The following is a 15,101-nucleotide window of genomic DNA, read 5'->3' as shown; positions in this document are numbered from 1 at the left end:
TTTATCCTATGATCATTCCGGCGATGGTGGCCGAAATCAATGAGGCGATAGTTCCGCCTATCAACGCTTTCAAACCAAATTTTGACAATGTCTTTCGCTGGCCTGGCGCAAGGGAACCAATACCCCCAATCTGTATCCCTATGGAAGCGAAATTTGCAAATCCACAGAGCATATACGTAGCCATTATGATGCTTTTTTCATAGGTAAGATGTACGCCGCTTGCCACGTTTTTAAGTTCTGCCAACTGTATGTAACCCACAAATTCACTGGCTGCAAGCTTTATCCCAAGCAATTGCCCCATTAAAAACATATCTTCCTTTGCTACGCCAATCAGCCACATAAGCGGTGCGAACACCGTTCCTAAAATAGCCTCTAGGGAAAGACTGTTGTAGGAGGATTTATTGGCAATATAGCTATTGGCATTGGTAATATCGCCAAGCCAACCCAAAATCCCATTGATCATAGCTATGAAAGCCACGAAAACCAAAAGCATGGCACCCACGTTTACCGCCAACCGCAGGCCTTCCGTAGTTCCGTTTGCAATGGCATCAAGAAAGTTGGAGCCAATTTTTTCTGAGGAAACCTTTACATCGGTATTGATGGGTTCGGTTTGAGGGTAGAGTATTTTTGAAATAACAATCGCGCCCGGTGCGGCCATGACCGATGCCGCCAGCAGGTGCTTTGCGAATGTAAGGCGTAATTCCGGATCGTCCCCGCCCAAAAAACCTATGTACGCTGCCAGTACCGCTCCCGCTACCGTGGCCATTCCGCCAATCATCACCAGCAGCATTTCGCTTTTATTCATTTTTTCCAAATAGGCTTTTATAAGAAGGGGTGCTTCCGTCTGGCCCAAGAAGATATTTCCGGCAACGCTTAGGCTTTCGGCTCCTGAAATATTCAAAAGTTTTGTAAGCAACCAGCCCATTCCCTTTACTACTACTTGAATAATTCCGAAGTAAAATAGAACCGAGGTAAGCGCGGAAAAAAAGATGATTGTGGGCAATACCTGAAAAGCGAAAATGAACCCAAAGGAATTAATATCCAGCATCCCGCCAAATAGAAATTCACTTCCCGCTTTTGTGTATTCGAGTACGTTTACAAAAAGTTGTCCTATGCCTTCAAAAATATTTTTTATGAAACCGACTTTTAAAACCCCAATGGCAATAATCAATTGAAAAGCAAGGCCAAGCCCTACCGTTTTCCAGTTGATCGCTTTTTTGTTTGCGCTGAAGAGAAAGGCGATTATAAGCAACGATACCATCCCCAAGGCACCGCGCCAAAAGCTGCTAAAGGTAAAACCGTTGCTGGGTATTATTTCTGAAGATTCAATGACCGATGTGGCCGCCGTAACTCCTTCGGTGGTTTTGGTTTTTAGTATGTATTCGGTATTATTTTCTGAAATGGAAAGTGTGGAATCCGTAACCTGCCCTACCCGGAACCTGCGAATGCTATCGCTGGGCGTATTGAAAAAAAGAACCAATAAATTATTTTGGAATATATAATCACCAGCAGATGCAAGGCTATCTTCCGAGGAAAGTTGAAACTCGAAGGAGCCGTTTTCCAATTTTAGGTAATCCCGCTCTGGCTGTATTGTTAATGCGGAGAGGCCATTTCCGTTTTTTGCTTCTGAAAATTGCCAGGTTTTTTCTATGCTCTGCCCAAAAACAGTTCCGAAGAAAAACAAAGCTAGTGTAGCAAAGAGGATTTTTTGCATGAAGGTTTTATTTCAGTTATGATATTGTGACAAATGGATTTTAAGCAATTATTCCCTTTTTGAAATTTCATCCCTTATTCTTGCCGCTTTTTCATAATTCTCACTAGTAACGGCGTCCTCCAGCATTTTGTTGAGGTCTTTTAAAGTATGGCGGCTATAATCCTCACCGGTTGGTTTTACGGATTCCTTATCCTCCCCCAAAATCAATTCCTCGATGACATCATCCTGCTCTTTGGTCGTAGGCTTTTTCTTGGACGGGGTTTTTAGGAAAATACCCGCTTTGTCCAGAATATTTTTATAGGTGAATATGGGAGCCTTAAATCGAAGGGCGAGCGCAATGGCATCGCTGGTTCGGGCATCAATTATTTCCTCAATTTTATCGCGTTCGCAGATAATGCTGGAATAGAATACGCCGTCCACCAACTTGTGGATAATTACCTGCTTGATGACTATCTCAAACCTATCGGCAAAATTCTTAAAAAGATCGTGGGTAAGGGGTCTGGGAGGGGTTATTTCCTTTTCAAGGGCTATGGCGATGGATTGTGCCTCAAATGCTCCAATTACTATGGGCAGCTTGCGCTCGCCGTCCACTTCACTTAAAATAAGTGCGTAGGCACCATTCTGTGTTTGGCTGTATGAAATCCCTTTTATGGTAAGTTTTACTAAACTCATTCTTCAGTAATCAATTTTTTGTACGCAATGTTCAGTTAAACAATCAATTATAAAAGTAACGAATATAACTATAAAATAAAAAGGCTGTTTAAATTGGGATGTTTCCGAATCTAAACAGCCTTTTTCGAGGCGCAAATTAACAAAAATTTATGCGTTTTGCGCCTTAAACTCTTTTAATTTTTCAGTGAGTTTGGGTACAATTTCAAAAGCATCACCCACCATACCGTAGTCTGCCGCTTTGAAAAATGGAGCTTCGGGATCGTTGTTGATTACCACCTTTACCTTTGAGGCGTTGATACCCGCCAAGTGCTGGATGGCACCAGAAATTCCCACTGCTATATACAGGTTTGAAGCAACTGGTTTTCCGGTCTGTCCTACGTGTTCGCTGTGTGGTCTCCAGCCCATATCGCTCACTGGCTTTGAGCAAGCCGTAGCAGCACCTAGAGTTTTGGCAAGATCTTCCAGCATTCCCCAGTTTTCTGGACCTTTCAATCCACGACCGCCTGAAACTACTACTTCAGCATCGGCAATGGTTACCTTCTCTGTAGCTTTATCTACGGAAACTATTTCCATGTCGAAATCGTGGGCATCAAGATTGGGCGAAAATGCTTCCGTTGAAGCTGCGGCTTCACTTTCCTTTAAGCCATAGGAATTTTTACCCAAGCCAATTATCTTTCTGTCCGTTTTTATTTCGGTAACGGCAAAAGCTTTATTAGTAAATACATTGTGTTTTACTTTAAAGGGCGAAGTACTTTCCGGTAAGCTTACAACATTTGGAACATATCCAGCATCCAAATTTACCGCAAGGGCGGGAGCGAGAAATTTGCTGTTGGCACTAGAGGTCAAGACCACAACTTTGGCATCCTCATTCTTTGCGGCCTGAGCCAAAACATCTGCATAAGCCTCTGCATTGAACTTATTCAATTTATCATTTGAGACTTGCAATACTTTGGATGCGCCGTATTTTCCCAATTCTGAAGTGTCATTAGAATTCACCGTAACTGCAGTAACTGATGTTCCCATTTGGTCAGCAATTCCTTTTGCATAAGCAACCGCTTCCAAGGCTATTTTCTTGATTTTTCCTTCTTCTGATTCTGTATAAACTATTATAGACATTAGATTTTAGATTTTTAGATGTTAGACTTTAACGTTGAGAAAGGAGCGGATGTTTTTATCTTACATCACACATCTTTTATCCCAAGTCTAGATTACTTTCGCTTCGTTGTGTAAAAGATTTACCAATTCGTCCACACTATCTACCAACTTAACAGCACCTTTGGGAGCTGGTTTTTCAAAAGCAACTGTGGTTGTTTCGTTGTTTGAGTCGGTGGGATCTTTTACGGTAAGCGGCTTCGTACGCGCCTGCATAATCCCACGCATGTTTGGGATGCGAAGATCACTTTCCTCAACCAAACCTTTCTGTCCGCCAATCACCAAGGGAAGCGAAGTCTTCAAGGTTTCCTTTCCACCGTCAATTTCACGGATGGCAGTTGCCTTATCGCCTTCAACCTCTAGGCTTATACAGGTATTTACAAAATTGGCCCCGGTGAGTTTGGCAACCATCCCCGGTACCATCCCGCCATTGTAATCAATGGATTCACGTCCGCCAATCACCAAATCATATCCACCTTCCTTGGCAACGCTAGCCAATTGCTTCGCTACCGAAAACCCATCCGTGGCGGGAGTATTTATCCGTATGGCTTCATCGGCACCAATGGCCAAAGCCTTTCTTAGGGTTGGTTCGGTCTCGGGGCCGCCCACGTTTACTACGTGTACTGTAGCTCCCTGTTTTTCCTTGAACCACATAGCGCGTGTTAGGCCAAATTCGTCATTTGGATTTATTACAAATTGCACGCCGTTGGTGTCAAATTTGGTATCGCCTTCGGTAAAATTAATTTTTGAAGTTGTGTCCGGTACGTGACTTATACAGACTAATATTTTCATCTTTACTGATATTTGAAAAGTAGGAAGATGTGATGCCCCAATCTACATCTTCGCTCCATTTATTATTGATAAAAGGGGCATTATATATTTAAAATTCTTTTAAATCAATATTTTAAGAACTTTCTAAGGTAATTGAACCCCTGAAAAGCAACGTCTGCGAAGATACTCATATAATTTGAAAATTTGCTATGCACGCATAATAAAATATGGTTAAATCTTTTTTCTTTTATACTTTACGCGTTTGAAATAATAGTATTTTTGCTATCCCTATTCCAAAAGCAATTGGCTTAACAAAATATATCAAAAATATGGGATAAAGGAAGGTAACGCCCAGCGTTTCAATAATAAGATAGAAATAGTAAATAGATAATATTTTGAAGACACTACAATTCAGAGAGGCAATAGCCGAGGCGATGAGCGAGGAAATGCGCCGTGACGAGACTATATATTTAATGGGTGAGGAAGTTGCCGAGTACAATGGAGCGTATAAGGCCAGTAAAGGCATGCTAGATGAATTCGGGGCCAAGCGCGTGATAGACACCCCCATTTCCGAGATGGGTTTCTCTGGAATTGGCGTAGGTTCAGCGATGAACGGAAACCGTCCCATCATTGAGTTTATGACTTTCAATTTCTCCTTGGTTGGGATAGACCAGATCATAAACAACGCTGCAAAAATGCGCCAAATGAGTGGGGGGCAATTCAATATTCCTATTGTTTTTAGGGGGCCAACGGCTTCCGCAGGACAGCTTGCCGCAACGCACAGTCAGGCTTTTGAGAGTTGGTATGCCAACTGTCCGGGGTTAAAGGTAGTAGTGCCAAGCAACCCGGCCGATGCAAAGGGGCTTTTGAAAAGCGCCATCCGCGATAACGATCCGGTAATTTTTATGGAAAGCGAGCAAATGTACGGCGATAAGGGCGAGGTGCCGGAAGGGGAATATTTAATACCCCTAGGTGTGGCAGACATTAAAAGAAAAGGTGATGATGTCACTATTGTTTCCTTCGGAAAAATTATTAAGGAGGCCTACAAAGCTGCCGAGGAATTGTCGAAAGACGGAATTGAATGTGAGATTATCGACCTGCGTACCGTTCGGCCTATGGACAAAAAGGCGATATTGGAATCGGTTAAAAAAACTAACCGACTTGTGGTTTTGGAAGAGGCTTGGCCTTTTGGGAACGTTGCCACCGAAATTACTTATATGGTACAGAACGAAGCATTCGATTACTTGGATGCGCCTATCGTAAAAATCAATACCGCAGATACCCCGGCGCCATATTCCCCTGCATTATTGGCAGAATGGTTGCCGAACAGTGAAGATGTAATAAAGGCAGTAAAAAAGGTGATGTATAGGGATTAAGTTGGTCCCGAAGCTTCGGGATCAAGACCCGAGTCACAAATTCCAAAACACAAATCACAAAATTCAAATGAGTATTATAAGTTCTATGTTCAAAACAAAAACCTATAACTTAAAACTTTGAAACCTTGAACTTGTAACCTTGAACCTGCAACCTGTAACATTCAACATTCAACCTGCAACCAGAAACCTTAAATTTTGAATCCTAAGCCCTAATGAAGCACCTTTTTACTATCCTCTTCTTATTTTTAAGTGCTTCTGTTTTTTCCCAAACTAAGGTTAGCGGAACAATTAAGGATGCTTCGGGTCAACCCGTTGCATTCGCCAATGTTATATTTAAGGATTCGCAGGAGGGTACTATTTCAAATGAGGACGGCCGGTTCTATCTGGAAAGTGATAAAACATATACCGGGGTTGTTTTTTCCTTCATCGGTTACACAACCCAAGAGGTGGACCTCACCAAGCGTTCTACCTATACTATGGAAATTATTATGGAGGAAAGCGCTTCGTCCCTAGATGAGGTAGTGGTCTTTAGCGGAAAGACCTCAAAAAAAGACAACCCGGCTCTCGATATCCTTCGAAAGATTTGGGAAAACCGAAGACAAAACGGAACCAAAAAATTCAAACAATACAGTTACGATAAATATGAAAAGCTTGAGTTTGACCTCAACACCATTGATAGCGCGCTCATTAAAAGCCGTGTTTTCAAGGGGATGGAATTTATTTTTGAGCAGACCGATACTTCAAACATTACCGGGAACACCTATCTGCCCATTTTTATAAATGAAGCTGTATCCAAAGTATATGGAGATAATATTCTGAATGAGGAAAAAGAAGTACTCCAGGGGAACAAGAATTCGGGTTTTGACAACAACCAAACGCTCATAGCCTTTGTAAAGGATCTGTACAGTGAGTACGATGTGTACGACAATTACCTGAAGTTTTTTGATAAGGCCTTTACCAGTCCGCTTTCCCGAACAGGAATTGATGTGTACAACTACGTACTTTTGGACAGTGCTTACCGCGGCAACAAGTGGTGTTACAACATTGTGTACTATCCGCGGAGGAAGAACGAGCTCACGTTCAAAGGTGATTTTTGGGTGAACGATTCTACGTGGGCCATCAAGGAAATAAACCTCCAGGCCTCCAAGAGTGCAAACCTAAACTGGGTGCGCGAGGTGTACATTGAACAGGAGTTTGAGGTGCTGAACGATTCCATTTTTCTCATTACAAAGGATTACTTTTTAAGCGATTTCAGTTTCCGCAAGAAGGAAGAGGCCCGCGGGGTCTATGGAAAGCGAACTACTCTTTACGATAATTATGTTTTTGATATCCCCAAGGATAAAAAATTCTATAGTGAACAGGTAGATCCGTACCAATATGAAGTGTACCACCGCCCGGATGAATACTGGGAACAAAACCGGATGGAACAGCTGAGTAAGGACGAAAAGGGCGTTTATAAAATGCTGGACACGCTAAAGACTGTACCGCGCTTCAAGGCGCTGTATAACATTGGCGCAACCTTGGCCAGCGGATATTATGAGGTAAATAATTTTGACATTGGCCCCATCTTTTCCATTTTTGGCTACAACGAAGCCGAAGGTCTGCGAATCCGCTTGGGAGGCAGAACATATTTTGGCCAGAATGATCCATGGCGCCTGGAAGGTTTTGGCGCGTATGGATTTGGGGACGATCGTTTTAAATATGGTATTTCCGGGAAATGGCTTTTGGACAGAAAATCAAGGCTTACAATTTTTGGTGGCAATAGACGGGATGTGGAACAAACAGGTGCCAGCCTTACCAATACCAATGATGTGCTGGGTCGAAGTTTGGCTTCCTCTGCAGTGATATCGGTAGGGGCTAATGATAGGCTTTCGCGAATCAATCTTACCACGGCAGGTTTTGATGTGGAGCCGTTGAAAAACTTTGTGGTGAGGATTACGGGCTCGTACCGTACTTTAGAATCTGCTACCGAAACTTTCAGTATTGATTATAGGGTAATGGAAGATGGTATTTTCACGGGTGAAATTAGAAGTGAGATAAGACAGCCAGAAATTGAAGTAGGCCTTTATTATACGCCCAAACGGAAGACATCGGGCTATGGCGTGGAACGTACAATTATCAATGACGGGGATTTCCCAACGCTCTACGCTGGCTATACCTATGGATTGAAGGATGTTTTGGGAGGCGATTTTGAATATAAAAGATTGCAGGGGCTGTACACGCAGCCGTGGAACATTGGCGGAATCGGGCGTTTGCTCTCTACCGTAGAAGTAGGCACAACCTTTGATCCCGTTCCGTTGAGCTTACTCAACCCAATTCCTGGAAACCAAACCTTGTTTAGTTTGTACAATACTTTCAACCAACTCGATTTCTACGAATTTGTGAGCGATACGTATGCATCGCTCCATTTACAGCACAACTTTGGCGGACGGATTTTTAGCCGAATTCCCGGCCTTCGCAATCTGGACCTGCGGGAGGTAATAGGCTTTAGGGCTGTGTATGGTGAAATTTCAGAAGAAAACAAAGCGCTGAATGCTTCCAATATTGTGTACCAAGCGCCAGAGGATATTTACTGGGAATGGAGCGTGGGCGTGGGCAACATCTTTAGAGTGTTTAGGCTAGACTTCAACTTTAGAGGCAACTATCTGGACAATCCGGGCGCACGGAAATTTGGTGTTACCGGAGTTTTTGGGTTTTCGTTCTAGCGCGTACATTTTTTGCTTACCTTTAGCTTCCTTCTTCGAAACAGTTGAAACTTAATAGATTCGCATTATGAATTCAATATTTATTGTTTTTACTAAAACTTTTAGTAACACCTCATTGTCAGTTTCCCAAATGCGTTTCAACCCACTACAACGCGCTATCCTGATAATCGTATTCGGATTTTTTTCTGTGACAACATTTGCTTCAGAAAAGGTTGAGGTAATTTCTGAGGCCGAACTACAGCTACCACCCAAAACTTTTTCGGAAAACCCGATTGTGGATTTCAGCTTGTATGTTTCCTCCAAAATTTCAGATACTGTATATCGAATTTTCTATGCGCCCAGCAAGAAAGAGGATTTTGCCACCGTATGTACTTTTGAGACAAAACCAAGATTGGAAGTAAAAAGCACAGTACCCACCCATACGGCTATCTATACCTTGGAAGGGAATTTGGATTACAAGAAATTTGGTTTGGATTTGTTGACCAAGCTACAATAGCCCCGTATTTTATTTGAATGTCACTTTTTGGGACTAAAACAATTCAAATACATAGCCCAATAGCCAGTACAGAATTGCGAAGACTATAATGGTGCCGATGCAGCCACAGCCGCCACCGCCAATTTTTTTTGCGCCCCATCCGGCAAGTATAATGCGTAAGAGTTTTTTCATAGCTTGTTGATTTTTTTGAAATTTAAAGATAGCCAATTGGTTTATTGGGTTTCCTAAATTATTTCTTAATATATTAAAATTCCAAAAAACCAGAATTTGGTACGTATTTCAATTCCTAAATTTTTAGCGCCATAGATAGTGTCATAAAAAAATTGTTAGTAACAAATAAATCATCCTTTCTAAAAATTTCATCGTTACCATTCAAAAATCGTCCTTCGGCACGAATGTAGAGATTTGAAGCTGGTGAATAATCTAGGTTCATACTATATGCAGCGGTCGCAAAACCGTTATCATTAATGGGCGAAATGATAACACCGGTTTTATCTTCGTAATATTCTGCCCTAAAAACGGTTTTCCATTGCTCGCTTATTTGGTACTGGGCAATTACTATGGGGCTGAACCAGCTATCGTAGTTCTCGCTGTTTTTTGTGGTTTGCTGTAAACCAATATCAAATCCAGCCGTAATAGTCACGTTATCAGAGACTGTAAAAAGTCCGTAAAAATTATTGAAATACCGCATGCGCCTGTTTTCATCGGCATCATCCGTTCCGGCAAATGTGCTCCAGTTTAATGTCGCTTTTTCTGAAGGTGTATAGGTAAGCTGGGTACCAAAGGCCGGCAGCGAATTTCCTTGGACGCGTTTTATACGCTGCCAGCCATTGGAAATTACGGCCGCCAGCACCCAGTTCGCATTTGGGGAATAGGTGAGTTTTGCACCTGCCATAAAGTATGGGGAATTTTCAGCCAGCAAGGAGCGGGTCAAAGTAGGATTTTCTGAAGAAATAGCGCTTTCAAAACCTATATGCGAAGGCATAATGCCCACATCAACCCAAAGATTATTTTTGCTATTTAAGGCAATGCCAACGTTCGCTTCATTAATTATTTTGAAAACATCATCCTCCGCCACGTAATTGTCCGTGGCATAAGTCCCAGCCTGCAAAGCCAAATTTGCCCTGTACTTAGGTTGTTGCACTGCTATCTTTATAAGTCCCAAATTTAGGTTGAATTCATTATGCCGATTATGATTGTAAAAGAAGGGCTGCCGAAATGTCGAGTCCGGTTGATTAAAGTCATAAACATAAAAAATATCCACAAATGCTGTAAGTTCAACCTTTGGTTTTTGTTGCCAGAGGGTATCTATCTGTGCCTTCGCATATTGAGAATACGCCAGCAGGAGTGCGACTAGTATCACGAGTTTATTTTGTCTATGCATTGCCGAATATTTTAGATACTGCCCCAACATTATTTTTTTTGGATAGAACAACAACAATATCGTGAACAAATATGCGAGTCTCTCCTTCGGGAATAATAATTTGGTTATTTCTTTTTACTAAGATAAAAGAAGAATCCCGTGGAAGGATACGTTCCCTGTTTAGATCCTTTATAAATTTGTTGGCCACACAGGATTCTTTTTCCACAACCAGTTCAAGCAGTTCAAAACCATCTCCCAGATCGAGAAATTCCTTAACGTTTGGGCCTTGTACGGCACGGTATAGGTACTTTCCATTTAATCGGTATGGATTTTCAACCGTGTCAATATTCAAATGCCCAAATACGGGAAGCAGATCATCATTGTTTACTGAGCTCACCAATCTTTTTATTCCCATCTGTTTGGCCAAAAGAATGACCAGCGCATTGACTGAATCATCATTGGTGGTAACAATGATGGCATCGGCACTTTCAGCCTTTGCTTCCTTTAAAATTTCCATACTTGTGGCATCGCCGTGTATTACCACACAATCAAATTTTGTGGCAACCCAATTGGCGCGCTCCTTATCCCGTTCAATTACGTAAACTTCTTGATTATCATCTATGGCTGCTTGAATTACGTGTTTTCCGGTTCTGCCAGAACCTACAATTATTAAATGCATATATTTTGGATTTTATAGTTAAATTATTCTCGGTTTTGTTCCATAAAAGAGCGCGCGAAGCAACACCAATACGGGAATTATTTCTATACGTCCCGCCCACATTTGTACAATGTAAACCGTTTCCAGTATGGGAGACATGGAGGGATCCGTTATTCCCGTGGAAAGTCCTACGGTACCTTGGGCAGAAGCCGATTCAAAAATGGCATCCGCCAACGTATAATCCGGTGACATATAGAAAAGTGTTAGCATGGTTGAAATAAATACGAACAGTAGGTAAATAAGCGTGAAGATTCCCGCTCTTGCCAATTCGGCATTCATCTCTTCAGAATAAAGGATTTCCTTATTGAACTTTATGGTTTTTACCGTGTTTTTGGAAAGAAATATTTTACTGATGTGCCAGCGCAGTCCTTTTTGCAAAAGTAGGGCGCGTATAATCTTAATGCCCCCAACAGTAGCTCCCGCAGAACCACCTACAACCATAGCTCCAACCACTATAAAAAGCACCGAAAGATCATCCCAAGCGTTTATATTTGATGTCTGCCAACCCGTAGTAGTTAAGGCACTGAGAAATTGAAATACTCCCTCACGGATAGGATTTGCCACCTCTTCAGAATTATAAAGCAATAGTGAAAGAATGATGCCGCCAACCATGGACACCACTATTATGGCACGTGTTTGAATATCGGTCCACACTTCGCTGAACTTTTTCATAAATATAAAGCGGTACAAAAAGGGAATAGAGAGTCCCCCCAAGAGCATCGGGAGTAGAAAAAGCATATCCATTTTAATGGATTGGTATCCCGCAATGCTGTCATCCAAAGTGCTAAAGCCCCCTGTAGATTGTCCGGCCATCGCATGGTTTATGGCATCAAATATATTTTCGGATAGGGGATAATCAGGTAGTATAAAATAGGTGCCCACCCCAATATATAGCATCATGGCAGCGGTTACAACCAAATAGACCTTCCAAATGGACCGGGCGGTCTGTATAACCGTGGTCTTTAATTTTGTGCCACTGGCCTCAGAACCGTAGAGCAAAATACTGCCCTGCCCGGGAATTTGCCGAAATATAGCAAGTGCCATAACAATAAAACCTGCGCCCCCTATCCATTGTGAAAAATGTCTATAAAATAAAACTGCCTTGCCCACGGAAGGCTCGTGAACACTCATGGTAAGTCCCGTAGTAGTAAAGGCACTGGTACTTTCAAAGATGCAGTGCAATGGATTTTTAAAATACAGCAGGCTTGATTGGTAATTGAAACCGTCCGGGACAAATTGCTGCATTACAGAAAATGGCGTCATCTGCGCAATTACAAAATAGGGCAGGCCTCCCACGATAATGATCATTAACCAGCCAAGGGCCGCAATTATCAGTGCATGTTTATACTCGGGTTCGCGGGTATCCCTCACAGAAGTATAAAGTAGAAACCCAATACAGGCGGTAATAACCCCTGAAATCAAAAAGCCATAAAGTGAATACCATTCGCTATAGATAAGCGCCACGATAGCTGGAACCATCATTACAAAACCTAAGATTATCTGGAGGCTTGCCACCTGTTTTACAATAGTTCTGTTCATAAAATTAGCTTGTTGTGTTTTGTAAAGTTTTAAGGTCTTGTGCCAATTGCTTAAGGATATCTTCAATGGCAATTTTTTCAGTAAAGACCAAGGAGGAATTTTTATAGGATTTTAAAAGAGAATCTACAGTACCCTGAAACAGGAGTATTTTTTTTCTGAATTCCTCCAGACTATTACTGCCCAAAATTGCTTTCATATGTTTATTGATGTGATGGTCACAGCGTAATTGGTTTTTAGCTTCAGAAATAGAAAATTCATTGAACTGGCCATTTAATTCGTTTACGAGCGTACAGATATGTAATATCAGATTAAGTGGCGGAAAAGGTATATTTGAAAAATCCTTCTTCATTCCCCAAGATTCAAAAAGTAAAGAGGGTAAAAGCCAAGATGGAAACGGCAAGTAGTATCACCATAATCACAAATGCTCGAAACACGTGCTGTGTTTCCTTTTGCCAATCGCGCAGGGAGTGATACTGCTTAGTATTGTCCCCATCATAAAAAAAGTCCCATTTCATTTCCGTAGTATTTACTTTGCAAAGTTCCTACGAAAAGGATAAGCGGAACATAAAGGTTTATGGTTGCTATATAAAAATTTTATAAAGATTACTGAAAACGATACCCTACGCCACTCTCGGTTATAATGTGCTGGGGATTGTTCGGGTTTTCCTCAATCTTTTTGCGTAGCGATGCCACAAAAACGCGTAGATATTGGGTTTCTGTCTGGTATCCAAAACCCCAGATTTCACGAAGAATAAATTGGTGCGTGAGTACCTTCCCTTCATTCTTGGCGAACAGGGCCAGAAGATTGTATTCGGTAGAAGTAAGTTTTAGCAGTTGGCCTTCCTGTTTTGCCGTTCGTGCCACAAGATCAATTTCCAAACCATCAAAATTGAGAATGGTTTTTTGCTCCGTTGTCTGGGTGCGCTTTATGGCGGCACGAATGCGCGCCAGCAATTCACCCGTGCGGAACGGTTTGGTTAAATAGTCTGTAGCGCCATTGTCCAATGCCCTTACAATATCGGCCTCGCTATCCTGTACCGAAAGGATAATAATGGGGTTGTTGTACCATTCCCGAAACTGCAAAAGTATATCGTGGCCACTAGCATCGGGCAGCCCAATATCCAGCAGTATTAAATCTGGTGGATGATTTGCACCCAACAGCAACCCCTCTTTGCCTGTGCTTGCCTGTATTACCTTATAATCGTTGCTTTCCAGATTTATCTGGAGCAATTTGCGTATTTGCGGTTCATCATCCACTATCAAAATTTCTGCCTTTCCCATGTTATATTTCTTCGGTTTTTATGGAAGCGGTCTGAACCGGAATCCTGATGGTAAATTTAGCCCCTCCGTTTTGTCTGTTTTCCAAAAATATTGTGCCGTTCAATGCTTCGGTAAACCCTTTTACTATGGATAGCCCCAAGCCTGTGCCACCAGTTGCGGTACCGTTTAGTTTGTAAAATTTATCGAATACAGAATTTATTTCAGATTTGGGAAAACCCTTGCCCTCGTCCATCACTTTCAGTATCAATTGGTCTTCGGCATATTCCATTTCAATGTAAATATTTGAATCAAAAGGGGTGTGCTGCAATGCGTTGTGGATTAGGTTATGCAGAATAACCTCCAGAAAGCCACCGTCAAGTTTTATGGGTGGCATAGTTTCAGTGGCTTCAAAAAGTATCTTGCGTTGGCCGGCAGTCTGGTTTTGTTTCACCACGTTAAAAACCAATTCATTCAAATCAAACCAGTCATAAGTTGGTTTTAGGGTTCCCGCCTCCAGCCTGCTCATATTCAGCAAATTTTCAACCTGCCTGTTCAAACGTACCGAGGCTATTTCTATTTCTGAATAAAGTTCCTTTTTATTGGTTTCGGAAAGATGGTTATCTGCATCGGTAATAGTATCTACCGCACCTATAATTGTTGCAATGGGGGTGCGGAGCTCGTGGCTCAGGCTGTTGAGCAGGGTGTTGTAGAGCTTTATGGTCTGGGTTTTCTCTTCCTCATCGCGCCTTTTGCGTTCAAATTGCCTTATTTTGAAAGTGAACACCGCATTGATGAGGGCTACCACAAAATACATAAGGAACATCAGCAAATCCTCTGGCGTGCCTATGTGGAATGTAAATAGGGGAGGTATAAAAAAGAAATTGTAGATAAGTGCGCTCAAAAAAGCCGCTAGCATTACGGGATAGATTCTGAATACCATCGCCAATAAGGAAACCAACAGCAGAAGGATAAGGGCCACCGTCCGGTATCCAATAAAATCGATGGCATAATAGCAACCTACCGAAACAAGCATGGTCGCCAGAATGCTTATAGCATATTGTCTGTATATGGGAAGTTTCCGGGAGATGCCTGCCACTTGTTTTTATTGTAAAGTTAGGCAATGGGATATAAAGATTTTATAAAAATTAGGAAACCAAATATCTTAAATAACAATAACTAAGACTTATAGTGCATACCGTATTTTCTCTTTTGCAATATTTAATATGAAGCTACTAAAGTAGATTGGAAGCTAGAAAAAACACCACCGTAAAATAAATCCAAAGTTTAGAGAAGATTATGTGTACACTGCTCTTAAACCGCTTGCCTCTCCATAAT

Annotated in this window: 15 protein-coding genes; 3 read left to right on the top strand and 12 right to left on the bottom strand. The window is 41.8% G+C overall.

The genetic code is table 11. From position 1 onward, the window contains the following. Window position 1 precedes the first annotated feature (1 nt). The 4 genes from KIV10_RS05280 to KIV10_RS05265 form a co-directional block, all read right to left on the bottom strand. Window positions 2-1,714, bottom strand: coding sequence for a NupC/NupG family nucleoside CNT transporter (locus KIV10_RS05280; protein WP_214112441.1), 1,713 nt, complete (start codon window positions 1,712-1,714; stop codon window positions 2-4). A 48-nt stretch (window positions 1,715-1,762) separates the two neighbouring features. Then, on the bottom strand, window positions 1,763-2,386 hold the full coding sequence (locus KIV10_RS05275; protein WP_214112440.1) for a bifunctional nuclease family protein: 624 nt from the start codon (window positions 2,384-2,386) through the stop codon (window positions 1,763-1,765). A 147-nt stretch (window positions 2,387-2,533) separates the two neighbouring features. Beyond that, on the bottom strand, window positions 2,534-3,502 hold the full coding sequence (locus KIV10_RS05270) for an electron transfer flavoprotein subunit alpha/FixB family protein (protein WP_214112439.1): 969 nt from the start codon (window positions 3,500-3,502) through the stop codon (window positions 2,534-2,536). Between the two features lie 87 nt (window positions 3,503-3,589). Next, a complete protein-coding gene (locus tag KIV10_RS05265) occupies window positions 3,590-4,330 on the bottom strand; it encodes an electron transfer flavoprotein subunit beta/FixA family protein (RefSeq protein WP_214112438.1) in 741 nt (246 codons plus the stop codon). 374 nt (window positions 4,331-4,704) lie between these two features. Between KIV10_RS05265 and KIV10_RS05260 the strand changes: the two genes are divergently transcribed. From KIV10_RS05260 to KIV10_RS05250, 3 genes are all read left to right on the top strand, one after another. Then, window positions 4,705-5,685 carry a pyruvate dehydrogenase complex E1 component subunit beta gene (locus KIV10_RS05260; protein ID WP_214112437.1) on the top strand — a complete coding sequence of 327 codons (981 nt, stop codon included), beginning with the start codon at window positions 4,705-4,707 and terminating at the stop codon, window positions 5,683-5,685. 212 nt (window positions 5,686-5,897) lie between these two features. Then, on the top strand, window positions 5,898-8,390 hold the full coding sequence (locus KIV10_RS05255) for a DUF5686 and carboxypeptidase-like regulatory domain-containing protein (protein WP_214112436.1): 2,493 nt from the start codon (window positions 5,898-5,900) through the stop codon (window positions 8,388-8,390). 67 nt (window positions 8,391-8,457) lie between these two features. Next, window positions 8,458-8,886, top strand: a complete 429-nt coding sequence (locus tag KIV10_RS05250; protein ID WP_214112435.1) for a hypothetical protein — start codon at window positions 8,458-8,460, stop codon at window positions 8,884-8,886. Between the two features lie 33 nt (window positions 8,887-8,919). Here KIV10_RS05250 and KIV10_RS05245 read toward each other — a convergent pair whose 3' ends face one another. The 8 genes from KIV10_RS05245 to KIV10_RS14030 all read right to left on the bottom strand — a co-directional run bounded on the left by KIV10_RS05245 (window position 8,920) and on the right by KIV10_RS14030 (window position 14,862). Continuing rightward, window positions 8,920-9,057: a hypothetical protein gene (locus KIV10_RS05245; RefSeq protein ID WP_214112434.1), complete on the bottom strand. Its 138-nt coding sequence runs from the start codon at window positions 9,055-9,057 to the stop codon at window positions 8,920-8,922. 115 nt (window positions 9,058-9,172) lie between these two features. Further along, window positions 9,173-10,270, bottom strand: a complete 1,098-nt coding sequence (locus tag KIV10_RS05240; protein WP_214112433.1) for a porin — start codon at window positions 10,268-10,270, stop codon at window positions 9,173-9,175. Further along, a complete protein-coding gene (locus KIV10_RS05235; RefSeq protein ID WP_214112432.1) occupies window positions 10,263-10,928 on the bottom strand; it encodes a potassium channel family protein in 666 nt (221 codons plus the stop codon). The genes KIV10_RS05240 and KIV10_RS05235 overlap by 8 nt, the downstream gene beginning before the upstream one ends. Before the next feature lie 18 nt (window positions 10,929-10,946). After that, window positions 10,947-12,506: a TrkH family potassium uptake protein gene (locus KIV10_RS05230; RefSeq protein ID WP_214112431.1), complete on the bottom strand. Its 1,560-nt coding sequence runs from the start codon at window positions 12,504-12,506 to the stop codon at window positions 10,947-10,949. 4 nt (window positions 12,507-12,510) lie between these two features. Then, window positions 12,511-12,855 carry a hypothetical protein gene (locus KIV10_RS05225; RefSeq protein WP_214112430.1) on the bottom strand — a complete coding sequence of 115 codons (345 nt, stop codon included), beginning with the start codon at window positions 12,853-12,855 and terminating at the stop codon, window positions 12,511-12,513. A 10-nt stretch (window positions 12,856-12,865) separates the two neighbouring features. Next, a complete protein-coding gene (locus KIV10_RS05220) occupies window positions 12,866-13,021 on the bottom strand; it encodes a hypothetical protein (protein ID WP_214112429.1) in 156 nt (51 codons plus the stop codon). Window positions 13,022-13,109: 88 nt separating this feature from the next. Then, complete coding sequence (locus tag KIV10_RS05215; RefSeq protein ID WP_214112428.1) at window positions 13,110-13,787, bottom strand: response regulator; 678 nt, start codon at window positions 13,785-13,787, stop codon at window positions 13,110-13,112. 1 nt (window position 13,788) lies between these two features. Beyond that, window positions 13,789-14,862, bottom strand: a complete 1,074-nt coding sequence (locus KIV10_RS14030) for a sensor histidine kinase (RefSeq protein ID WP_317194704.1) — start codon at window positions 14,860-14,862, stop codon at window positions 13,789-13,791. Window positions 14,863-15,101: the final 239 nt, after the last annotated feature.

It is taken from the genome of Aequorivita echinoideorum (assembly GCF_018476645.1).
Taxonomy (GTDB): Bacteria; Bacteroidota; Bacteroidia; order Flavobacteriales; family Flavobacteriaceae; genus Aequorivita; species Aequorivita echinoideorum.
Note: the sequence above shows the minus strand (reverse complement) of the source record. Positions and strands in the feature narration are given on the sequence as shown.